This is a genomic window from Mariniradius sediminis (genome assembly GCF_021491425.1).
GTDB classification, from domain to species: domain Bacteria; phylum Bacteroidota; class Bacteroidia; order Cytophagales; family Cyclobacteriaceae; genus Mariniradius; species Mariniradius saccharolyticus.
The window spans coordinates 119,700-143,896 of sequence record NZ_JAKEVZ010000008.1 but is presented as its reverse complement, the minus strand read 5'-3'; the positions used below and the strand labels follow the sequence as shown (position 1 = coordinate 143,896).

The following is a 24,197-nucleotide window of genomic DNA, read 5'->3' as shown; positions in this document are numbered from 1 at the left end:
ATAAAGCGTGCAGAAGAGTAGCAATTTCATAAAATCAATACCCCAAACCCGGATAATTGTTTTTCAATTGCAAGGATTCTTTTCAAATCCCCTTTTCAAAATAACCACCAAATCGATGAAGACACTCAATCTCGATTCATGGCATAATTCGCATGTGGCTCCTTGCCTTTTCTTAGCTCAATTACCGTGATTTCTGGCCAAATTCCCACACGGCCTGCAAAGGCGTGAAATCCGAATCCTCGATTGACATACAGGTATTTGCCGGCTTCCTCCGCCAATCCAGCCCAATTTGGATAGCGGTATTGAACCGGACTCCAGCGTACCAGCGAGGTTTCAATTCCAAACTGCATCCCGTGGGTATGTCCCGAAAGCGTCAAATGGATAGGATTCGGACTGTTTTTGACCTGCGCATCCCAATGTGAGGGTCATGGGAAAGCAGAATCTTGAAATCATTTGGATTTGTTCCGGAAAGTGCTTTTTGAAGATCACCTTTTTCCTTGAATCCAATGCCCCAGTTTTCCACGCCTGCAAGAATCAATTTTTCTCCGTCTTTTTCGATCACGACGTGTTCATCCAATAGAAGCCTAAATCCAAGGTCACCATGTTTCTCCTTCAACATTTGGAAATTCTCCGCCTTGGCTTCCTTAGAAGGCCATGAGACATAATCCCCATAATCATGGTTGCCCAAAATAGAAAATTGCCCATAGGGAGCCTTGATTTGGGAGAAAATCGGCTTTAAGGGATCGATCTCATCCGCTCGGTGATTGACCAAATCACCCGTGAAAACAAACAGGTCTGATCCTTGTTCAAGCACTTTTTCAACCCCTTTGGCCACGGCATTCTTGTCCTTCAGACTGCCCGAATGGATATCGGAAATCTGCGTGATCGTAAATCCATCAAAGGCGTCAGGCAAATCTTCAAAATACAGCACTTCCCGATGGACCTGGAAATTGTACTTGCCATATTTGATTCCATACACAAAACTGAACAAAGGCAATGTAGCCGCGAACAAGGCTAAGCCACTCACCCATGTTGTCCGGGAGGGAAATGAGAAATCTCGAAAACCATTGAATACGAAAGTCCCAAAAGCCTGAAAATTTCTAAAAATATCCTCGCCAAGCAGAAAAACCACACAGACCAATTGTGTCACAATAAGCGTCAGCATCACGTTGGAAACCGATTGGGCGGACGATGCAAACTCGCCTTTCCCCATCAATTGGTAAGTCTTGATCACCAAATATGCCGAAATACCCAAAGCAACGATCCAATACGACCACTGGAGGACATTTCTCCACCAATCTGATCCAAAAGTGTAGGTGATTGTCTTTACCGCCTGGAACACATACCAGTGCAAAATGGTCGTGAGGGTGATGATCACGAGGAGAAAAAACATGGGGCCCGATATATTCATGTGGTTTAGCTTTCCTCCCTTATACACCTTTTGGCAAAAAATTGTTCAACTCCGAAAAGGTTATCCGGCTAAGCAAAACTCAGAACACTTTTATATCAACCTCAGCGTGCAGGTGGGACTTGGAGTTACCACCATAAGTGCCGATGATTGGCGATGCGTATTTGGGATTATAACTTGCGGCCAATGGAATATATTGGTTGTCGGTAAAGAGTCCCAAGCTAGGGTCCAATCCGATCCAAGAAGCACCTGGTAAAAAAACCTCTACCCAGGCATGCAACTCATGACCTTCGACCAACTCGGGGTTGAAGGCATATCCACTGACGAACCTGCAAGCCAAGCCCAACTCCCGAAGCATAGACATCAACATGAATGAAAGGTCCCTGCATGAACCTTCCCTACGGTCAAAAGTCATCATGACCGGCAAAATACCAGGATCCTTGCGATGGACGTGTTTCCAATTGGCATGGACCGATGCGACCAAATTCACCAAAAATTCCACCATTGAACCCGAGTTCTCCATCACCGAGAGCGCATAATGCTCCAATTGGGAAAAACCATGGGGAATCTTATAAATCGAAATAGCCTGCTCCAGGTGCTGTGGATAGGAATATTTGGAAAAAGGGTATTCCGCGTCGGGATGAATGATAAAGCCAAAGGGATTGAAATCCAAAAGTTGGATTTCAAATGACGCGCGAATCTCCAATTCGTTGGTCTCGTCTACAAACCACGTCTGATAGTAGGGGTTATTCTCAAAATTGACCCGCTCGTACCATCCCGATGGAGTCGGACTTACCTTTATTTCAGACTTCAATACCTTGAAATAAAACCGCTGCAGGGGAATCATGTACACTTCGTGCAGGTTGAGCTTTACTTTCTGCTCGTACTTATACTGGGTCAGGTGCTCAATCCGCAGCTTCATGACTTGGTGAGGAATGGCAAATCATGAAACGCTTCCTCCAAAATCTCCGTCGGAAGTTCCCTGATAGCTTCTTTAAGCCTATTGTTCCAAAAAGCTGAGATATGTTCAAGCTGCTTTTGTTCAAATCGCTTCTCGACAATGTGGTAGTTGTCATTTTCCAAAACGACCGTGTCTATCGGATAATCTACGTCATTAGCTGAAATCCGCGTCGCGTCAAAAGCCAAAAAAGCACATTTCAAGGCATAATCCAGAGAGTCTTCAAAACTCATGGATCTGCGCATCACGGGGTTACCCGCACCAGAATTGCCGATAATGACAAAAGGTGTTCCTTTTCTGATTTCAATCCAATTGCCTTGGGGATAAAGCAGATAGAGTTTTGTTTCCTTATCGTCCTCCAGTTGGCCACCGATGATGGAAAACAGATTAAATGAAAAACCTGCCTCTTCCAAATACTCCTTGTCTTCCTTGGCGACTCTCTTGACCTGGTTTCCGAATTCATTGACGGCCTTGTACAGTTTGTTGAAATTATGGTCCTGTTCTTCGATCACCTCGGTGAAGTAAGTAATGGCTTTGTCCCTTACAGATCTCAGACCAGAAGTCATGATGAAAAACGAGTGCTTTTCCCTGTTGACGGTAAAGACCTTTTTTGAAGTGGTCGTCTCGGTGCCGGAAGTAATCCTTGTGTCCGAAAGCCCAACCAGGCCACTGTTGGTTTTAATCCCTATACAAAACGTCATTCTTGAATTGAATTTTGGCTGATAAAGTTATCCTTAATTTGGAAGAAGTTGGTGTTCACCTGGTCGGATATCTGATTTATTTTGACTTGAAGGTTGTCAATGTACTCATGCAGACCGACTTGGATGATTTCCTCCACATCGGTAAATTCCAACCTCGAGCGAAGCTCGCCGACAGCCTTTTCTGCTGAATTTTTGTACCCGCTCTCCGCATATCCCGATATCTTGTGCAGGCAATTTTCGGCCTCCTTGATACAATAAAAAGCGGACCTCGGAAAGTACTTGTTCAACAGAAGAAACTCCACCACTTTGGCGGGTTCGATGTTTCCATACAGTCGCCTGTACGTGTTGAAAGCCGTGACTGACTTCAGCAAGGCCGTCCAATGCAAGAAATCCAACGGCGTCCCGACCAAAGTAGGCGCAGGAAGCAGAATATGGTATTTGACGTCCACGATACGGCTGGTCTTGTCGGCACGCTCCAGGTTCATCCCAAGCTGCCTGAAGTACCAACCTTCCGTTCTCGCGACGGTACTTTCCGCCAGCCCATAGAGCAAAAGGACCTGGTTTTTCACACTTTCGAAAAACGCCCTTGGGTCATCCTTGATCCAGTCTTTCTTTTCGGACCTTTTCTGGACAAAATGAAACAACTCATTCAGGTTTTCCCAGGTTTCCTTGGTGAGATTTTCACGTATGACGCGGGCATTTTCACGGGCGAAGGAAATCGAGGAAAGGATGGAATTTGGATTATCCTTGTCAAATGCCAAAAAGTGCACCACGTCCTTCCTGTCAAATCCGGTGTACTTCTGCTTGTACAAATGCTCGTCGCCGGTGATATAGATCAAAGGTTCCCATTGGGCCTTCAAATCAGGTGGCAGATCCAGCATCAAATTGAAATTGACGTCGATAAACCGCGCGTAATTCTCCGCCCGCTCCAGGTATCGGCCCAGCCAATACATCGAATTCGCTACCCTACTCAGCATATGCGTTGATTAAAGTGGTCATTAGTCAATAGTCCATAGTCGATAGACCATAGCTGTTGGAATTGATTTATGGGTTATTGGTTATTGAGTTATTCGTAAAATGGCAAAATCTTAAAACTTAAATTGGATCATTTTGGGTCGATAGGCTTGGTACATCGTGTTGGTATTTGGTACCGCCTTTTCACCCGTAAAGCACCCAAGTATCCTTGCTGCCCCCTCCCTGCGAGCTGTTGACGACAAGGGAGCCTTTTTTTAAAGCCACTCTCGTCAGTGCGCCCGGAATTACCTCAATATCTTCTCCGTACAAAATATAAGGTCTAAGGTCCACGTGTCTCCCTTGTAGCCCTTCATTTTCGGTCAAAGTGGGCACGGTCGAAAGCGAAAGCGTCGGTTGCGCAATATAATTCGTCGGATTGGATTTGATTAGGTTGCGGAATTTGGCATGTTCCTCTTTGGTGGATTTCGGACCGATCAACATTCCGTAACCACCTGCGGCATTGGTTTCCTTTACCACCAAATCTTCAATGTGATCCAGTACATATTGCCGGTCCTTTTCTTCCCGACAGAGGTAAGTGGGTACATTTTCCAGAATCGGGTCCTCTCCCAAATAGTATTTGATAAGCCTAGGCACGTAGGCATATACGGCCTTGTCATCCGCCACGCCAGTCCCCGGCGCATTGGCGATCGCGATGTTTCCAGCTTTGTAGGCTTGAAAAATCCCCGGTACACCCAGCATCGAAATAGGGTTAAAGGTCAAAGGATCCAGGAATGTATCGTCGATCCTACGGTACAACACATCAATTTGCTCGAGACCTTTGGTGGTCTGCATGTAGACTTTCTTGTTCTTCACCAGCAAATCGACGCCCGACACCAACTCTACGCCCATCTGCAGCGCCAAATAGGAGTGCTCAAAATAGGCTGAATTGTAAATACCTGGCGTCAATACGCCAACCACGGGCTTCTCCTTATTGGAAATGTACTGCAGCATCTTGAGCAGCTTGACCGGATAATCGGAAACCGGCATTACACCAAGCTGGTTGAACAGGTCGGGATAGGCCCGTTTGATGATTTCGCGGCTTTCAAGCATGTAGGACACGCCCGAGGGACAACGGAGGTTATCCTCCAATATATAATAGTTTCCGTCATTATTCCTGACCAAATCGGTGCCTGTGATATGGCACCAAATGCCCTTTGGGGGCGTCATGCCGATACAGGGCTTCAGAAAATCCTTGGATCCCAAGACCAAGTCTTCCGGGACAATCTTATCCTTCAGTGCTTTCTGATCATTATAGATATCCTGGATAAACAGGTTCAAGGCATAGATGCGCTGTTTGAGACCAGCCTCCAGCTTCTTCCATTCTGCATTCGGAATGATCCTGGGGACGATATCCAAATGCAGGATTTTCTCGATCCCTTGGTTGTCATGGTAGACATTGAAAGTCATCCCCATGGCCACTTGGGTCTTGTTGGCGGAATGCTGTAGGTGTGACATCCTCTTTGCACTTGTTTTCCCCAAAAGTTTGAGAAAATCCGCATAATGGGGTCTCACCTGACCTTCTTTTGTAAACATCTCATCGAAATTATCTCCGACGTGGTAATTTTTGGTATCCATCTACGATCCGAAAATGATTTTGAAAAGGAACGATTTGAATATAGCTGTTTTTGAAAAGCAAACAAAAATCAATTCCATATTTTGCCTATTCTTCAATAAGAAAATTATTATTCTAAATTATCTTCAAATTAATCTGCTATTCATTAGCAAATTACCAAATTGAATGGTTTTAAGTCGCAATAAGTATGCGATAGTTTGGATCAGGCTGTTTACGATATGAATTGCACGGTCTTTAGAAATTCCCTCAAACAAAAAAACCACCCTCTCAGGTGGTTTTGGTCGTTTTAGGATATCGTCGATCCGTTGGCTGTCTCGCTACCGGGTAGCAGCAGCCTGAGGCTTCCGTCTTTGTCCTCCGCCATCAGGATCATGCCCTCCGAATCAATCCCCATCATCTTCCGCGGAGCGAGGTTGATCAGCATCACAACCTGCTTCCCGATAAGTTCCTCGGGCTTGAAATGCTCCGCGACGCCGCTCAGTACGGTGCGTGTTCCCAATCCCGTGTCGACGCTTAGTTTGAGGAGTTTTTTGGACTTGGGCATCGGTTCGGCCGCAAGTACCTTAACCACGCGCATATCGAGTTTGGCAAAATCATCGTAAGTGATGATGTCCTTCATCGGCGTCACCGGGGCGACAGCCATTTCGTTTTGTTTCTTTGTTTCCATCAATTTATTGACTTGGGCGGCAACGGTTTCATCTTCGACTTTGTCAAAAAGCAACTCCGCCGGCTGTATTGTTTTCCCTGTTTTCAAAAGACCATGCTTGCCGGCATCTCCCCAGTTCAAGCCGCTCAGTCCAAACATCTTGTACATTTTCGCAGCCGTATGTGGCAGAAAAGGTTCCGCAACGATTGCAAGGTTTGCCGCAATATTCAAAGCAATATTCAAAACCGTGGCGGTTCTTTCAGGATTGTCCTTGATGCTTTTCCATGGCTCGGTATCTGCCAGGTATTTGTTGCCGGTACGGGCAAAATCCATCACATACGACAATGCCTCACGGAAGCGGTACCGCTCGATAGAAGCAGCGATTTTTTCGGGAAACTCCAGCAAAGCCGCCAATGCATCCCGATCGATATCGCTCAAATCACCCAAAGCGGGAACCAATCCATTGTAAAACTTATGGGTAAGTACCACCGCACGATTGACAAAATTGCCGAAGATGGCGACCAGTTCAGAGTTGTTGCGCAATTGGTAGTCCTTCCATGTGAAATCATTGTCCTTGGTTTCGGGCGCATTTGCAGTCAACACATACCGGAGGACATCTTGTTTTCCGGGAAATGCCTCCAAATATTCATGCAGCCACACGGCCCAGTTTCTGGAGGTTGAAATCTTGTCCCCTTCCAGGTTCAGAAATTCATTTGCAGGTACGTTGTCGGGTAGAACATAGCCGCCGTGGGTCTTGAGGATCGCGGGAAAAATGATGCAATGAAACACAATATTGTCCTTGCCGATGAAATGCACCAGCTTTGTGCCCTCATCTTTCCAATACGGCGCCCAGTCGATCCCCTTTTCGGCTGCCCATTCCTTGGTGGATGAAATGTAGCCTATCGGCGCATCGAACCACACGTATAGAACTTTGCCTTCGGCTCCTTCGACCGGCACGGGGATTCCCCAATCCATGTCGCGGGTCATCGACCTGGCCTGCAAGCCTTCGCCCGCCTCGAGCCAAGAGCGGCATTGGCCGAGGACGTTGGTTTTCCAATCTTTTTCGTGGTCCACCAAAATCCAGTTCTTGAGAAAATCGGTATACCGCGCCAGATCCAAAAACCAATGCTTGGTATCCTTCAAGACGGGGGTACTCCCCGAAAGCTTGGATTTGGGATTGATCAAATCGGTCGGGCTGAGTGAAGACCCGCATTTTTCACATTGATCACCATAGGCGTGTTCATGCCCGCATTTCGGACAGGTGCCTTCGATATAGCGGTCGGCTAGAAACTGTCCCGCCTCTTCGTCATAGTACTGCTGGGTGGTCTGCTCGAGAAACTCACCTTTTTGGTACAAGTCTTTGAAAAAACCGGACGCAGTCTCATGATGGATTTTGGCGGAGGTTCTTGAATAATGGTCAAAGCTGATGCCGAATTCGGCAAAGCTCTTTTTCATCATTTCATGGTACCTATCGACCACTTCCTGAGGGCTGATTCCCTCCTTTCTGGCTTTGATGGTAATGGCAACACCATGTTCGTCCGACCCACACACGTAGGCCACATCCCGTTCGCGGGATCTCAGGTAGCGGACATAGATATCGGAAGGAATATAGCATCCCGCCAAATGGCCAATGTGTAGCGGCCCATTGGCATAAGGCAATGCAGCAGTAACGGTATATCTCTTGAAATTCTTGGGATTCATGGGGGCAAAGATAGGGAATAGATTGGCTATGACTCAAAGGAGACACTCACATCGTCAGGAGCTCTTTTCTCGCATCATCGGTAAGAATTCCGGTGTAGATGACTTGGATCGCTTGGTCGTAGATTTCGGCCGGGCTGAGGTTGAAGCCGGCCCGCATTTCTTCCGGGAATTGGCTCAAAAACTTGTGGTCGATGAGGTTTTGGATGGCCGAGGTATAGATGAATACCACGAAAGAAACATTGATGTTGGGTTTGACAAAGCCTTTGGCAATACCTTCCTGGATGAGTTTTTGGAAGCGGAGGTAACCCGACTCACGAATGTAAGTCAGCAGTTCTGTCCAAATTTCAGGCGCATGATCACGCAATTCGTCTAGGATTTTCGGATTGATACTGGAGATATCCGCGGCTACAGTGGTGAGAAGGGATTTGAATTTGGCCGTGTAGGGAATATGGGGATTTTCCAGTAGCGCATTTACTTTTATGGCGAGCCTGGTTTTAAGCATATCAAAAGCGGCGCCCAGGAGTTCAAGTTTACCGGGAAAGTACTTGTAGAGCGTCTTTTTACTCATCGCCAATTCCGTGGCTATGTCATCCATCGTGGTGTTTTTGTAGCCATGATGGATGAAAAACCGGTAGGCAACTTCAAGGATTCGGTGTTCAATATCGTATTTCTTGCTCATCATCTAATGCGGTGGCGCAAATATAGCCAATCTGTGAGAATTCAGTTCCCCGGCCTTTCCAAGAGGTTCCACAGAATAATATTCCTTTGTGTTTGCATGGACAAATTCTAATTTTGAAAGATAAGCGACGAAATAGACGATAGCCAATTCCATGTCCATGAACCCAGCTGAAGCCAAGGCCCGCATAGAGGCCCTGAGCAAAGAAATCAACCACCACAACCACCTTTACTACCAGGAAGATAGGATAGAGATATCGGATTTTGAATTCGATAGGCTACTCGAGGAACTCATTCGCTTGGAAAAGGAATTCCCTCAATTCCTGTATCCAGACAGCCCTAGCCAAAGGGTCGGCGGCACTATCACCAAGGAATTCGAAACAGCCGAGCACGAATACAAGATGCTATCCTTGGGAAATACCTATTCTCCGGAGGAATTGGTCGCGTTTGACGAAAGGGTAGCCAAAGGTCTCGGTCACCGGGATTATGCGTATTTCTGCGAGTTGAAATTCGATGGCGTCGCGATCAGTTTGGTTTACGAAAACGGGCGTTTGGTGCGTGCTGTGACACGTGGGGATGGAACCCGTGGGGACGTGGTGACGGAAAACGTAAAGACCATCCGCAACATCCCTTTGGTGGTGCATGGAAAAAATGTCCCGGATAAATTTGAAGTGCGAGGAGAGGTTTTTCTTCCGCTAAAGGAGTTTGAAAAAATCAATAACGAACGTGAAATCCTCGGCGAAGCGCCACTCGCCAATCCGCGCAACGCAGCTTCCGGCACGCTAAAAATGCAGGACAGCGGCGTGGTAGCCAAGCGCCGGTTGAACTGCTATTTCTACCAATTGCTAGGTGAGGACATTGGGGTCAGCAAGCACGATGAAGCCATTGCGCTGATCGAATCCTGGGGATTCAACGTCTCCCCTACCCATTTCAAAGCCAACAACATTCAGGAAGCATTGGGATTTATCGACTCTTGGCGGGAAAAAAGGTTCACATTACCCCTCGATACGGATGGTGTCGTCCTCAAAATCAACGACTACAACCAAAGGGAAGAATTGGGATTCACCGCCAAAATCCCCCGTTGGGCCATTGCCTATAAGTATCAAGCCGAAAGTGCGCAGACGCGGCTTTTGTCGATTTCCTACCAAGTCGGGCGAACAGGGGCAATCACACCTGTCGCAAACTTGGCACCCGTCCATCTCGCCGGAACGACTGTGAAGCGGGCTTCCCTGCACAATGCCAACGAAATCATCCGCCTCGACCTCCACGAAGGTGACCTTGTCCACGTCGAAAAAGGCGGCGAGATCATCCCAAAAATCACGGGCGTGGTTTTGGAGAAACGTCATCACGGAGCCAAGCCAATCAGTTACATCGACCATTGTCCCGAATGCGGGACCCATTTGGTGCGGAAGGAAGGCGAAGCCAAGCACTTTTGCCCCAATACAAAAGCCTGTCCGCCACAGCTGCTTGGCAGGATCGAGCATTTTGTCCACAAGCGGGCGATGGATATCGATTCGCTCGGGACGGAACGTTTGCGGACTTTGATCGACGAGGGATTCGTCAAAAGCCCAGCGGATTTTTACGGCTTGAAAGAAAAGCAACATCAATTGCTAGGGCTCGAAATGGGTCAGGACCAGTACCAAAAAACCGATGACGGCATTCTGTACATTGGGCTTCCCAAGGCGCTTTTTGCGCTGACAGAGGGTGTTTCACTTTCAGCGATCGAAAAATTCTGCGCCGAACAGATCGAAAAACCCATGATGCAGGTCCTGCAACTTTTCCAGGGATATATCCGCAACAGCAAGAAAAAAGTGGCCCAAAATGTGGGCATGGTCCAACTGTTGGAGAATGCGCTGCTGGTTTCTTCACTGCCCCCGATGGAAGATTATGTGCCGGTGGCGGTGGTTTTGGGTCTTTTGGTCGGAAATAAGGCATCAACCGATCAGCTCATAGAGGCAGCCTACCACCAAAACACAGTGCACGGGACCCTACTCAAACTGGACGTTAAGCTCGGAGAAGAACAAGAGGAAAGGATCAAGAAACTGAAAGGCAATAGTTTCCAGGAAGGTGTCATCGGAAATATGTTGGAAGGGATCGAAGCCTCCAAAAACCAACCTTTTGAGAAAGTCCTTTTTGCGCTCGGAATCAGGAATGTTGGCGAAAACACAGCCCAACTCTTGGCCAGGCATTTCAAAAATATCGACGCACTTCGGGAAGCTTCTACGGAGCAACTGCTGGACATCAACGGTGTCGGCGAAACGCTCGTCCATAGCCTACACGAGTATTTCAAGGATAAGGAAAACCTCCAAATGATCGAAAAGCTCAAGGATGCGGGCCTCAATTTCTCGGTTTCCGAACAACCTGTTTCGCTTGCAAGCAGCAAACTTGCAGGATTGAAGATATTGGCCTCCGGAAGATTCAACCATTTCAAGCGGGACGAGATCATCGATTTTGTGGAGTCTCATGGCGGAACCTACGTGGGTTCGGTTTCCAAATCCTTGGATTTCATCATCGAGGGCGAGGAAATGGGTCCGAGCAAAAAAGAAAAAGCTGAAAAACTGGGTATCAAAATGATTTCCGAGGAGGAATTTCTAAAAATCGTGAACGGATAGGCATGAATTGGATCAAGGACAAGCTTATCGACTTCCAACTCAAAAAAGCGCTCTCGAATTTACAGGAGCGTGAAATCGGCATGCCCAAAAAACCAAAAACAGCTGGGATTTTTGCAGCCACCCAAGAGGAGTTTGAGGAAGCAAAGAAACTTATCCGTGACAAATGGGGATTTCAGATTCGGATTGAAGGAGGATATTTTGCGGACCGCCATGATACCGTGGAGTCAATTTCTCCACAGCAATTCTCATTGTGGGGCCTACCATCCGACTATTTCAATTCGCTGTTGGAGGAAAAATTGGATTTTATTTTGGTTCCGTCTTTAAACCTGAATGCCTATTTGCGTTATTTGCTGCTCCTTAACCCAAGCGGCTTCAAAATGGGTTTCCTTTCGGAGGAAAACAGCCCCTACCTCGATTTGATGATCAAGAAAGAAGGCGAAGACTTGCGGGCCAACTTGGAAAAATTGTTAAAGTACTTCGGAAAAATAAAAACCACATGCTGAAATTACACGGAACAGGCGTCGCGCTGATTACACCTTTTGACCAAAATGGACAGATCGATTTCCCTGCTTTCAAAAGGCTTATCGACCACGTGACGGAGGGAGGAGTTGATTACTTGGTTGTTGCCGGTACGACGGGCGAAAGCGCCACACTGACCAAAGAAGAGAAAAAACAGGTTCTCAAGGCAGCATTGGAATACAATCATGGCAGGCTTCCCATCGTCTACGGTATCGGCGGCAACAATACCCAAGGCATCTTGGATGAGATTGCGGCGACAGATCTTTCAAAGGTGACCGCAATCCTATCGGTCAGTCCTTATTACAACAAACCATCCCAAGCAGGCATCATTGCACACTACCAAAAGATTGCAGACCATAGTCCAGTCCCGGTGATTCTCTACAATGTACCGGGGCGAACCATGAGCAATATGACTTGGCAGACGACGATTGCACTCTCCGAACACCCCAATATCATTGGGATGAAGGAAGCGAGCAGCGACATGTCACAATGTATGCGCATCTCGTCCAAGATGCCCGAAGGGTTTTTGTTGATTTCAGGCGACGATATCCTCACGCCTGCGATGCGGGTGATGGGCGGCGCGGGGGTGATTTCTGTCTTGGCAAATGCCTTCCCTGCGCTATTCAAGACCATCAGCCATGCACCCTTGGATGAAGCCGAAGCAGCCGCTTCCAAGATCCTCGACATCAATCCGCTGATGTACGAAGAAGCCAATCCAGTAGGTGTGAAGGCGCTGCTGAATCTGATGGGGCTCTGCAGCGATATGGTCAGACTTCCGTTATTGCCCGCGTCAGAAGACCTCAGAAAAAGAATCCAGAAAAAGATGTTATAAAAAAATCCCCAGCTTCTAACCAGCTGGGGATTTTTGTTTCTATGTTTTGGGAACTGCTCAATTTGAGCCAAAGACGTAACGGACGTTAAAGCCAAATCCTCCAGCATTGAAGTCGGTATTTTCGATGATGTCTACCCTTGGCCTCCAGTCCAAACCCAGCACGATCGGAACGGAATTGAACTTGTATTCCAAACCGATTTCACCGCTGACGCCAAGAATGAACGGATCACCCAACAATAAAGAGGGACCTACACCTACGTACCAATGCAAGGCTTCGTCACCAAGTGGTCGATATAAAGGGTTCCAAAGGGCTTCAATACCTACTCCCCTGTCTCCAAAAGAAACATCGGCGTGGATCCTGCTGAACTGACCGAGACCAAAAACCCCGTCAATCGCAACGTTATTGCCTAATACGTCCCCAAACCTCAAACCAACTTCCTGCGCACTAACAGTATTCCAAAACAACATTGCCGCAAAAACAAACGGCACCAATAAGAATTTTTTCATTTCTACTAAGGTTTTGTTTAAATAATCGTGTGGCAAATATAAAGCATTGGATGAAAATCCAAAGGCTCCGCGCCTCTCTTCCATTTACAAACACCAGGCCAACATACACGGCAATCACACCATGTTTTCGGGTCCCGAGATCCCGATCAGTCATTTTATCACCTATTGAATAGGATATTTTTCTTCGACGAGAAGTCATATTGCTAGCTCGCCTCTTCCTCCTGGAAATACTGCGAACATCCTTAGCTGGGCAACTACAAACGGACAAAATCTGCTTTCAAACTCAAAATTCCTTATTTGACCAAACAAGCCAACAATTTTTAAATACCTTTAGGGATATTTAATAAAAACTTATCAGCTATGAAAAAGACATTGTTTATTCTTGGATTCGTAATGTTTGTCTTTGGCGTAAATGCCCAGACGGTAGATGAAATCATCAACAATTACTTGGAAAACACCGGAGGCGCCGCCAATTGGGCGAAACTCAGCAGCGTCAAGATGGAAGGCAAAGTGGCCGTACAGGGTATGGACCTCCCCATCGAAATGGTGCAAACCAAAGAAGGTAAGATGTACATGAAATTCTCCCTCCAAGGACAGGAGATTACGCAGCAGGCTTTCGACGGTAACGAAGCTTGGGGAATCAATTTCATGACCATGAAGCCCGAAAAAAGTGACAGTGAAACCACAGAAAACATGAAGCGTAACCTCGGTGATTTTCCAGACCCATTTTTGAACTATAAAGAGAAAGGCTTCAAAGCCGAGCTCATAGGAAAAGAAACCGTGGACGGCACCGAGACCTTTAAGGTAAAACTGACCAAAAAACCACTTATGGTAGATGGCAAAGAAGTGGAAAACCTCGTGTTTTACTTTTTTGATACAGAAAACTTCGTGCCCATCATGGTCGAACAAGAAGTGAAGTATGGCCCTGCCAAGGGTGTTACCAGCCAAACCATGTTCAGTGACTACCAGGAAGTCGATGGCTTGTATTTCGCATTTTCCATTACGGAGAAGGCGAAGGGAACTCCCCAAAGCCAAGCAATCAATATCACAAAAGTGATCTTGAATCCAAGCGTTGACGAAGCTGCTTTCAAATTCAAAGACTAAAAAAACCCTAACATATGAAGCGAACATCGAGAATCGCAGGCCTGTTGCTGGGCCTGTTGCAGATCAGCTTTTTCTCTACGGGACAGGATATTGTCACGCTGAAAGGCGACGAACTCTTCGGTTCCCTTTCCGCCAGACAAATCGGTCCAGCCGTAATGAGCGGCCGCATCACTGACCTGACAGGACACCCAAGCGACGGGAAAGTCATCTATGCCGGAACTGCAGGCGGAGGCCTTTGGAAGTCAGTAAACGGGGGTGCATCCTTCAAACCCATTTTTGACAAATACAATCAGTCAATCGGTGCCGTTGAACTCGACCCCAACGATCCCGACAACACGATCTGGGTCGGAACGGGAGAAACTTGGGTGCGAAACTCCGTTTCCGCAGGTGATGGTTTGTACAAATCGGTGGACGGCGGAACTTCGTGGAACAAAGTTGGCTTTGAAAACTCCGACCGTATCAGCGGGATAGCCATCAATCCTAAGAACTCCAAGGAAATGTATGTGGGAGTATTGGGAGCATTGTGGGCCGACAGCGACGAGCGCGGGGTATACAAGACGACCGACGGCGGCGCAACTTGGACCAAAGTCCTGGCGGGAATGCCAAACGTGGGCTGTTCTGACATTATCATGGACCCAAGCAATCCCGATGTATTGTATGCTGCATTTTGGGAATTTCGAAGGACTGCTTGGTCCTTTAGCTCAGGGGGTCTCAATTCCGCTCTTTATAAAACAACAGACGGTGGAAAAACCTGGAACAAAATCCATAATGGCTTCCCAAGCGGTGAATTAGGGCGTATCGCAGTGGCGGTTGCACCTTCGAAAACCAACGTTGTTTATGCCGTGGTGGAATCCAAGGAAAACAAAGGACTCTACAAATCCGAGGATGGCGGCGCGACTTGGGTATTTTCCAACGGTGATTTTGAACTCACCGTGAGGCCATTCTATTTCTCGAGGATTGTCGTGGATCCGAAAAACCCAGAAGTAGTTGTGAAAGCAGGTCTTTCGGGCTCTATATCGCGGGATGGCGGAAAAACCTTCCGAAATCTTGGTTTCATGCACTCCGACATCCACGATATATGGTTTGATATCAACGATCCCAACCGCTTTTTTGCGGCTACTGACGGTGGCGTGTACAGAACTTGGGACGGTGGCACAACCATGGAAATCGTGGAAAGCATTCCCGTTTCACAATTCTACCATGTCAGCGTCGACAACGACGAACCTTACAATGTCTATGGTGGACTTCAGGACAACGGATCCTGGTTTGGGCCATCAGCCAGCCCCGGTGGAGTCGAAGCGCGCGATTGGACTCCGGTAGGTATGGGTGACGGGTTCAGGGTGTACAGGCATCCTACCAAAAAGATCACCTACTCCGAAATGCAGGGCGCTGAAGGCGTATGGAGGTTTGACGTGGTCAACAACCAAATCAGAAATATCAAACCGACACCTGCCAAAGGAGAACCTAAATACCGCTTCAATTGGAATACCCCGATTCAGATTTCGACACACAATCCGGATCGTATCTTCATTGGAAGCCAGTTTTTGCTGGTTTCAAATGATATGGGTGCAAACTGGCAAAAGATCTCTCCCGACCTGACTACCAACGATCCCGCCAAACAAAACCAATCTGAATCCGGCGGCATCTCCACAGATAATTCAGGTGCTGAAAACCACACGACCATTTTCTCGATTTCCGAGTCTCCCATTGACGAGAAAATCATCTGGGTAGGCACTGACGACGGAAACGTCCAAGTAACCCAAGATGGTGGAAAAACCTGGACCAACGTAGTCGGCAATATTCCCGGCCTACCAAAAAACACCTGGGCCTACCACGTCCAAGCCAGCAACTTCTCAAAAGGAACTGCCTATGCGGTCTTTGATGGGCACACAAGCGGTGATTACAAGCCATACGCTTACAAAACGACGGATTTTGGGAAGACATGGAAGTCGGTCGTGACACCGGATATCGTCGGATTTGCAAGGCATATCCTGGAGGACCTGAAAAATGAAAACATCCTCTACCTCGGAACGGAAGCGGGCCTTTTCATCAGTATCGATGGCGGCGCTAACTGGTCCAAATTCACCAACAATATGCCTTCGGTACCGGTGCATTACATTGCCATGCATCCGAAGACAAACGACCTTGTCCTGGCGACCCATGGCCGCGGCATCATCATCATCGATGACATCAGCCCGCTGCGTCAGATCAACCAAGAAATGCTCGCAAAAGAAGTCCATTTCCTCAAATCCGAACCCATGCCTATGTGGGAGGAAAGCAACTTTGGCGGATCAAGCGGAGAGACGGCATTTGTCGGTCCAAATCCCGATAGGTCCGGCAGGATCATCTATTACCTGAAAAAACGCCACACCTTTGGCGCGATGACCTTGGAGGTTCAAGACTTGCAGGGAAACAAAATCTCTAGCTTGGATCCCGGAAAACAAAAGGGCATCAATGTGGTCAACTGGAACTTCCGATCCAAAGCACCCAAAATCGCCAAAGGCAAGACCTTCTCCTTTGATGGATTCAGTGCGCCGAGGGTGCCAGCCGGGACTTATCAGGTGGTGATGAAAAAAGGCAAGGAAGAATTCAGCCACAAGATCGAGGTGATCTATGACCCAAGATCTGAAATCAGCCTTGCCGACCGCAAAGCGCAGGAGGAACTGACAAAGCAACTGTTTGACCTCTCGCAGGACTTGGCTTATCTCGTGTACAAGTTGGACCTTCAACTTGAACAGGCTGAAAAAGCCAAAGCAGCTGATCCTAAATCGGCCAAGTCCATGAACGCGCTGATCGGCGAGCTCAACAAGCTGAAGGAAACCTTGGTCATCACGACCGGAGACAACTATGTCGGCACGGCCGAACCGCAGTTGCGCGAGAAAATCTCCAAGCTCTATGGCATCGTGGTTTCTAACTACGAGGCACCATCCCCGGCACAGGTCGAAAGCAAAACGGACTTGGCGGCAGACCTTGGCAAAGCCAAAACGGCCTTTGATAGCATCGGCTCCAAGTACGCAAAAACCATCGACAACCTGGTGAAAAAGAGCGTAATCGAGGCGATCCAAATCGATGATTTCAAGACGTTTATCGAAAAATAAACCAACTATTCGTCTACCAAAAAAGCTTGGGCAGTGTCTGTCCAAGCTTTTTTTGTTTTTAACCGCGTACGAAGAATTACGGAATCATATAGGTGGATTACTTGATATCTCAAATTATTGTAATATTTATTACAGTATTTTTTGTTACGATAATTGGATTCACCTGAAACAGGTGTTGAAATGACTCTCTGTGACAGTTTGGTGGCACCAATAGCTACCGATATGGTAATCCCCTCAAATAGTCCCAACTACCACCACCCGAATCAATATCCCGACTGACTTTTGTCATGAATAGTTGTCCCTGAAATGCCGTCTTTTGGGCTAGAAAAAACCGGACTTCAGCCATCAAATCCAAATACACCATGAACCTTTCAGATCTTGAAATCGCCAAAGCCTCCAAGATGAGGCCCATACAGGAAATCGCCGCAAAACTTGGCGTCTCCGAGGAGGACATCAGACCCTACGGAAAGTATGTCGCCAAGCTGCCGCTCAAGTTGATCGATGAATCCAAGATGAAAGGGAAGAAACTGATCCTCGTGACCGCCATCACGCCGACCACGGCGGGAGAAGGCAAGACCACAGCGAGCATCGGCCTCACGGAGGGCCTGAATAAAATCGGGATCAATGCCGCCGTTGTGATCCGTGAACCATCATTGGGACCGGTTTTTGGGATGAAAGGCGGTGCAGCCGGTGGTGGCTATGCGCAGGTGCTTCCCATGGAATATATCAACCTGCACTTCACGGGGGATTTTGCCGCCATCGAAAAGGCCCACAACTTGCTCGCAGCGCTGCTCGACAACCACATTCACAGCCAAAAAAACACCCTCAACATTGATCCGAGGAAAATCACCTGGAAGCGGGTAATGGACATGAACGAGCGGGCACTCCGGGACATTGTGATTGGCCTTGGCGGACCGGCACAGGGCGTGGTGAGGGAATCCGGATTCGATATCACGGCGGCTTCGGAGGTGATGGCCGCGCTCTGTCTTTCCAAAGACTTGATGGATCTGAAAGAAAAACTCGGCAACATCATTGTCGGATATACCTTTCAGGATGAACCCGTAAGGGCGCATCAACTCAAAGCAAACGGTGCCATGACCGCGCTGATGAAGCATGCCATCATGCCCAATCTCGTCCAAACGATCGAGGGAAATCCGGCCATCATCCATGGTGGCCCCTTTGCCAATATCGCCCAAGGATCCAATTCCATCATTGCGACCAAAATGGGTCTATCATTGGCGGATTATGCGGTGACGGAGGCTGGTTTTGCTTCGGATTTGGGTGGGGAGAAGTTTCTCGACCTCAAGTGCCAATACGGCGGACTGAAACCAGATGCCGTCGTGCTTGTCGCAACGATTAGGGCGCTCAAAAGCCATGCGGGTATCGCTTCAGCGAATTTGAAGGAGCCGAATCCCAAAGCAGTCGCCGACGGATTGCCCAATTTGGAGAAACACATCGAAAACATTCGACATTTTATGCTTGTGCCGATCGTGGCGATAAATAAGTTTTCGACCGACAGTGAAGATGAAATCACAGTTGTCACGGATTGCTGCAAAAAGCTCGGTGTTGAGGTAGCTGTTTGCGAAGCATGGGAAAAGGGCGGCGAAGGAGCCATTGAACTGGCAAAAGCCGTCAAGCAGGCAGTGGATACAGGAAAAAGCCACTTCACCCCGCTCTACGATTTCAACTGGCCGATCGAGCAGAAGATTGAAACAATCGCCCGGAAGATCTACGGTGCAGCAGAGGTGGAGTACTCGGTCAAAGCCAAACAACAGATCAAGTTGTTCAACAAAATCGGACTGGACAAGCTTCCGGTTTGCATCGCCAAAACACAGTATTCGCTTTCTGATGACCCGGTGCTGATCAACCGTCCCTCCGGCTTTACGGTCAAGATCAGGGAGTTTGACATTGCTGCCGGCGCAGGATTCATCATTCCCATTGCAGGTACGATCATGAGGATGCCTGGGCTGCCTTCAAAGCCCGCCGCCGAAAATATCGATATCGATGCGGATGGAAATATATCGGGATTGTTTTAGACATTTTCATCCCTGCTCCGTTAATTTATAGTCTTAAAATCAGTCACACATGAATCGAATTGATATGAAAAACAAATTGAAACTTCTCGCAGCTCCAATGATTAGTTTGGCATTTTTCGCTTGTAAATCAGAAAAAACATCCGACGTGGCCGAAACAACAGCAATCGCGGCAAGCACGATTCCTGATACGCACAACAGCCAAAACAGCTTGGATTGGAACGGCGTATACCAGGGCGTGGTTCCCTGTGCCGATTGTGAAGGCATTGAAACCCGAATCACATTAAAGTCTGACGGGACGTTCCTGCGCAGTCTCAAGTATCTCGGAAAAGATCCAAATGCATTCTTTGACCAAGGAAATCTCACTTGGGACACCAGTGGTTCCAAAATCAGACTGACTGGAGAAAACGGCGAAACCCAAATGTATCAGGTTGGAGAAAATGTATTGTTTCACTTGGACAAAGAGGGAAACCGCATCACGGGAGATCTGGCTGACAACTACAAATTGATTAAGAATCCTACCGACCCTAGAATTGAAGGAAAAAAATGGGTTTTGGTCGAATTGCGCGGCAAACCCGTGGTCCAAAAAGAAGGCAGCCGAGAAGGATTCATCCAATTTGACATGGAAACTTCTTCCGCATCAGGAAATTCAACCTGCAATGGTTTTTCTGGCGGATACGAATTGAAGGGCCAAAACCAAATCACATTTGGGAATATCGCGGGCACCATGATGGCTTGCCCCGATATGGAGACAGAGCAGGCATTTTATGATGTGCTGAAGCAAACAGACAACTACAGTGTCGCGGATACAATAATGACGCTGAACAAAGCAAAAATGGCCCCCTTGGCGAAGTTCGTATTGAAAATACAATGAGTTGATTTCCATGCTGAAACGGTATTTGGATCAATTCAAAACTTGATGTACCTGAACAGAGATAATTTTGGACCAATTAGGCCTTTAGCCAAGAACGGAACATAACCGCATTTCCGTAAAAATTCCCGCTGAGGCAAACCCCATAAATTCCAATCACTTGGATAATACTTTACAAAACATGTATATTCGTCCCGATATTAAATGGTTAAGTATGCCAAAGTCAACAATCACCCTGCTTGCAGCATTACTTTTATCATTTTCCAGCTTAGCCCAATCAAGAGATAACATATCCGTCGGATATGGCTGGGGGATGATTTACGGCGACAATGCCGGTTTATATAAATTCTTGAAATTCAAGATGAAACCAGCTTTTTCTGCTGCCTACACCAAACAGTTGTCGGATAGATTTGACCTTCGTGCGTCTTTCGGCGGGCAGGTTATTGAAAGCGGCGAGTTTCGCCCTTTGAATTCACCCATCATCATCGAATGGGGTGACAATGGACAGGCATACTACTTTAAGGGAATGAGCTACCAATTCGATGCCGTGCCACTTTTTATAATCAATCCCAACCAATCTGGCAGGGCTGGAGAAGCCGTTAACCTATATGTGGGACTTGGTCTCGGATACCTCTTTTCGGAACGAGCACAGCGGGTGCTACGGGATGGACAAATCCAGGACGGAGTTTTCGTCAGCGGACGGGTCGAGCGTTCCAACCAGACTAGCTCAATGCCATACATTCCTTTTCGATTTGGTATTTCCTCCAATTTGGAATACGAATGGGATTTTGCCCTTGAGTTTCAGGCAAACATGCTAACAAACTCCACCATCGACGGAAACGAAATGCAGAACAAGCTTTTTAAGCCCGATCTGCTTGCAAATTTCCAGTTTATGGTAAAGCGTTACATTGGAAGATAATTCTCAAAAAAGAAAAACAAAGAAGCCCGGGTGAATCCGGGCTTCTTTGTTTATCGATCTGAAAGTTCATATTTTAATGTCCTTCCTTTTTCCACCGCTGGCAACCCCTCTGTCATCCAAAGCGGCGCAGGAGCCCCTTTCAGGTAGTGGTCGAAAAATTGCGCAAGCCGGATAGACAAATCCTTGCGGTTTTTTCTCTGGACCAAATTGTGATCTTCTCCATTGTATTGGAGTAGCCAAGCTGGCTTATTGAGACGCTTGAGTGCCATAAACATCTCGATTCCTTGATACCATGGCACTGCCCCATCTTCGTCGTTGTGCATAATGAGAACAGGGGTGTTTACACGATCCATAAAGAACAAAGGAGAGTTTTCAAGGTAGTAGAGCGGTTTTTCCCATAGGGTGCCTCCTATTCGTGATTGCGCCTGCTCATACTGAAACATACGGCTCATACCAGTACCCCATCTGATTCCCCCATAAGCGGAGGTCATGTTGACCACCGGTGCGCCTGCGCCGGCCGCCTTGAACATATTGGTTTGGGTGATCAGGTAGGCGACTTGGTATCCACCCCAACTTTGACCTTGGATGGCCATATTGGAGGCATCTACAAAGCCCCTAGCCACCAAGGACTGCACGCCGGGAATGATACAATTGTAAGCCGAAGGCCCTGGAAGTCCAAGGTCGTACTTGATATCCGGTACAAACACCAAATATCCGTTGCTGACAAAATAAGGAATATTAATCGTGGAGGCACTGGGCGCAGGCGCACGGTAGGAATGGAGTCCGTCAGAGTTCCGCTCATAGAAATAAACCAACATCGGGTACTTTTTGGCGGCGTCGAAATTCTCGGGCTTGAAAAGTAACCCTTGGAGTGGTGTGCCGTCGTTGGCCAGGTACTCGACCAATTCTACCGAACCCCATTTCACTTGTGCCTGTTGTGGATTGGCAGATGAAATTTTCGTGAAATTTTTCATGAAAATGTCCGTGACATACACGTCAGGAAACTCCAAGTAGGTAGAGCGACGGACCGATAAAACATCTGCATTTTCAGCCTTTTGCAGTCCTAGGTAACGGTGGTCTGTGAAGATTACCTCCTGTGGTGCGGTCTTTCCTTCGAAATCACCAATAAAAAACCCGCTCTTCTTCGTCTTTTCGTCGAAGGCCTCCAATATCAAAGGCTTGGCTGGGTCGATCCCTTCTTCCAACAAATCCAATCTTTCCCTTCTGAAGATCACGCCCGTTCCTTTTCCTTGGGATTGGGTGATATTGACAGGCTGCTTTTTCCCGGTCGGGTCAATTTTCCAAATATCAAATCGGTCGTAAACCAGAAATCCAGCATCGTCCTTCAACCATCCTGCGGCCCCATAAGAGGATGGCAATGAGGGCGAATCATGTAACTCGTCATAAAATGCGCTTGGAATTGATTTGGTCAGATTGGCAAAAGCTCCTTTTTTGATTTCATAGGACACCCAAGCGGAATCTCGGCTATCGTACCAATAGATATATTTCCCAGCCGGGGAAAGTTGCGGCGACCCTGGAACATCTTTCTTCACCAATGTTTTGGCTCCAGTCGCCAAATCGATGAGATATAGGTCGCGGCCAACTTGGATATCCCAACTGTAATTTCTTCTGTATGGCCTACTGTCAAATCCCAATGCGTAGTCAAACTTTGATTTTCGGTCCAGTGAGACATCGGCAACCGACTCATCGGCCAAGGGTACCACTTTTTTGCTTTTTATCTGATAGGCTGCCAAATACGACTTGTTTTGCGTCCGGCTCCGGTTCTTGAGTTGCATGGGTTGGATTTCGTCATCCTGCCAACCCCAAATGTCCAGTTTTACCCTTTCTTCCTCCAAAATGGTCGTATCGTCTTCGTAGGCAAAGCTTACATAATCCGGTGCAGTGCCGAAGAAAAGCTTGGTCTCATCATCGGAAAAGGAAAGATTTCCATTTTTACTCACCATGCCATTTACCCCGGGGGTCGATTTCCCGGCGATTTTTTGATTGTTTGCCTTGGCGATTTCATACAAGTAGAGGTCATAATAGGGCTTTTTGGCCTTAGCAGAATCTTCTGTAGTCAGGAAGGAAACGTATTTGTCTTTAGGAGAAAAAGCAACTCCGAGGTACTCCGTTTTCCGCTCATCAATTGGCTTGGAGATTCCCGTACTGAGATCCAAAATAAACAATCCCGTGTTTTTCAAGGTGTCTTCTTCAGCCAAAGTATAATACAGAAAAGTGCCCGTTTCATTGAATCCAAAGGACTTAACCCTTCCAAACTCATAGCTTGTCGCCTGAGCCAAGCTTTTGACCAACAGCTTTGTTCCGTCCGTTTTTTTCGGCTTCTCCTTCACGTTATTGATTTGCGTGGTATCGGCTGGATCTTTCTTTTTGGGTTTTTCAGGCAATTCTTTTTCAAACTGGATCGCCAGCCAATTGCCTTCCTTCACCGGCATCGAAAAGGATTTTACACGGCCAAATTTCTCCATTGCCCCACTCGCCAAATCAAGGACAAATAGGCTGTCCTTGGGCATATCATCTGGCTTTGTTTTTTTCAATTTGAGGTATCTGACGGAATCTTTTTGGGCAACAATCCTTCCGACGGCATACTGTCCGTTGTGGGAAAACCCAAGTCTGTTGGCCCTGGGAATCACAAACCTGTTTTGGGAGTTGGCAGTCGCCACGATTTCCAATCTTCCATCACCATCCTGCGGGTTGACTTCATAGCCAATCCATTTGCCATCTTTGGTCATTCGGTCAGAGGATATGGTCTCCCATCGGTCATAATCAGCGTGTGTCAACGATCTTTTCTCCTGTGCCAAAGCTGGCAGAAGCGAAATCATCCAAAGAGCAAGCACGCATTGTAAGCGAATATTTTTCATCATCTCAAAAGGATTTTCAAGCTTTGAAAATAGAAAAGGTCAGGAAGGCCCTGACCAAATATTATTTCAATGGAAGGAACATTATCTAAAAAAATCACCGGAGCCTTTTGCGCGTCACATGACAAGACGTAAAAGACCCCGGTGAAT

18 protein-coding genes are annotated in these 24,197 nt (G+C 47.4%); 8 read left to right on the top strand and 10 right to left on the bottom strand.

Going from position 1 to position 24,197, the window contains the following annotated elements; all coding sequences use genetic code 11:
• Positions 1-125 precede the first annotated feature (125 nt).
• The 8 genes from L0U89_RS20615 to L0U89_RS11785 form a co-directional block, all read right to left on the bottom strand.
• Complete coding sequence (locus L0U89_RS20615; RefSeq protein ID WP_369413251.1) at positions 126-350, bottom strand: hypothetical protein; 225 nt, start codon at positions 348-350, stop codon at positions 126-128.
• A gap of 23 nt (positions 351-373) precedes the next feature.
• On the bottom strand, positions 374-1,411 hold the full coding sequence (locus tag L0U89_RS11815; protein ID WP_369413250.1) for a metallophosphoesterase: 1,038 nt from the start codon (positions 1,409-1,411) through the stop codon (positions 374-376).
• Between the two features lie 79 nt (positions 1,412-1,490).
• Positions 1,491-2,330, bottom strand: a complete 840-nt coding sequence (locus L0U89_RS11810; protein ID WP_234861707.1) for a transglutaminase family protein — start codon at positions 2,328-2,330, stop codon at positions 1,491-1,493.
• Complete coding sequence (locus L0U89_RS11805; RefSeq protein ID WP_234861706.1) at positions 2,327-3,067, bottom strand: proteasome-type protease; 741 nt, start codon at positions 3,065-3,067, stop codon at positions 2,327-2,329. The genes L0U89_RS11810 and L0U89_RS11805 overlap by 4 nt, the downstream gene beginning before the upstream one ends.
• Entirely contained in the window at positions 3,064-4,044 is a 981-nt protein-coding gene (locus tag L0U89_RS11800) for an alpha-E domain-containing protein (RefSeq protein ID WP_234861705.1), read from the bottom strand. Before L0U89_RS11800 ends, L0U89_RS11805 begins: the two co-directional genes overlap by 4 nt.
• Before the next feature lie 181 nt (positions 4,045-4,225).
• Positions 4,226-5,656, bottom strand: coding sequence for a circularly permuted type 2 ATP-grasp protein (locus tag L0U89_RS11795; RefSeq protein WP_234861704.1), 1,431 nt, complete (start codon positions 5,654-5,656; stop codon positions 4,226-4,228).
• Positions 5,657-5,940: 284 nt separating this feature from the next.
• A complete protein-coding gene (gene metG / locus L0U89_RS11790; RefSeq protein WP_234861703.1) occupies positions 5,941-8,001 on the bottom strand; it encodes a methionine--tRNA ligase in 2,061 nt (686 codons plus the stop codon).
• Between the two features lie 46 nt (positions 8,002-8,047).
• Positions 8,048-8,680 carry a TetR/AcrR family transcriptional regulator gene (locus L0U89_RS11785; RefSeq protein ID WP_234861802.1) on the bottom strand — a complete coding sequence of 211 codons (633 nt, stop codon included), beginning with the start codon at positions 8,678-8,680 and terminating at the stop codon, positions 8,048-8,050.
• Between the two features lie 157 nt (positions 8,681-8,837).
• Between L0U89_RS11785 and ligA the strand changes: the two genes are divergently transcribed.
• Genes ligA through dapA form a run of 3 tightly spaced genes read left to right on the top strand, consistent with a single transcriptional unit; the run spans position 8,838 to position 12,639 of the window.
• The gene (ligA, locus tag L0U89_RS11780; RefSeq protein ID WP_234861702.1) at positions 8,838-11,288 is read left to right on the top strand and encodes an NAD-dependent DNA ligase LigA; all 2,451 of its coding nucleotides are present in this window, start codon (positions 8,838-8,840) and stop codon (positions 11,286-11,288) included.
• A 2-nt stretch (positions 11,289-11,290) separates the two neighbouring features.
• The gene (locus L0U89_RS11775; protein ID WP_234861701.1) at positions 11,291-11,791 is read left to right on the top strand and encodes a DUF6913 domain-containing protein; all 501 of its coding nucleotides are present in this window, start codon (positions 11,291-11,293) and stop codon (positions 11,789-11,791) included.
• Positions 11,785-12,639 (top strand): 4-hydroxy-tetrahydrodipicolinate synthase, encoded by an 855-nt coding sequence (gene dapA / locus L0U89_RS11770; RefSeq protein WP_234861700.1) that lies wholly within the window; start codon positions 11,785-11,787, stop codon positions 12,637-12,639. Before L0U89_RS11775 ends, dapA begins: the two co-directional genes overlap by 7 nt.
• A 57-nt stretch (positions 12,640-12,696) precedes the next feature.
• Here the strand turns inward: dapA and L0U89_RS11765 are convergent, their stop codons facing one another.
• Complete coding sequence (locus tag L0U89_RS11765; RefSeq protein WP_234861699.1) at positions 12,697-13,146, bottom strand: outer membrane insertion C- signal; 450 nt, start codon at positions 13,144-13,146, stop codon at positions 12,697-12,699.
• Positions 13,147-13,506: 360 nt separating this feature from the next.
• On the opposite strand from L0U89_RS11765, the gene L0U89_RS11760 reads away from it, so the two are divergent.
• The 5 genes from L0U89_RS11760 to L0U89_RS11740 all read left to right on the top strand — a co-directional run bounded on the left by L0U89_RS11760 (position 13,507) and on the right by L0U89_RS11740 (position 21,171).
• Positions 13,507-14,250, top strand: a complete 744-nt coding sequence (locus L0U89_RS11760; RefSeq protein ID WP_234861698.1) for a LolA-like protein — start codon at positions 13,507-13,509, stop codon at positions 14,248-14,250.
• 14 nt (positions 14,251-14,264) lie between these two features.
• Positions 14,265-17,348 carry a WD40/YVTN/BNR-like repeat-containing protein gene (locus L0U89_RS11755; RefSeq protein ID WP_234861697.1) on the top strand — a complete coding sequence of 1,028 codons (3,084 nt, stop codon included), beginning with the start codon at positions 14,265-14,267 and terminating at the stop codon, positions 17,346-17,348.
• 362 nt (positions 17,349-17,710) lie between these two features.
• Positions 17,711-19,384, top strand: coding sequence for a formate--tetrahydrofolate ligase (locus tag L0U89_RS11750; RefSeq protein ID WP_234861696.1), 1,674 nt, complete (start codon positions 17,711-17,713; stop codon positions 19,382-19,384).
• Between the two features lie 64 nt (positions 19,385-19,448).
• Positions 19,449-20,255, top strand: coding sequence for a copper resistance protein NlpE N-terminal domain-containing protein (locus L0U89_RS11745; RefSeq protein ID WP_234861695.1), 807 nt, complete (start codon positions 19,449-19,451; stop codon positions 20,253-20,255).
• Between the two features lie 211 nt (positions 20,256-20,466).
• Positions 20,467-21,171 (top strand): hypothetical protein, encoded by a 705-nt coding sequence (locus tag L0U89_RS11740; protein WP_234861694.1) that lies wholly within the window; start codon positions 20,467-20,469, stop codon positions 21,169-21,171.
• A gap of 50 nt (positions 21,172-21,221) precedes the next feature.
• Here L0U89_RS11740 and L0U89_RS11735 read toward each other — a convergent pair whose 3' ends face one another.
• Entirely contained in the window at positions 21,222-24,053 is a 2,832-nt protein-coding gene (locus L0U89_RS11735) for a S9 family peptidase (RefSeq protein ID WP_234861693.1), read from the bottom strand.
• Positions 24,054-24,197 lie beyond the last annotated feature (144 nt).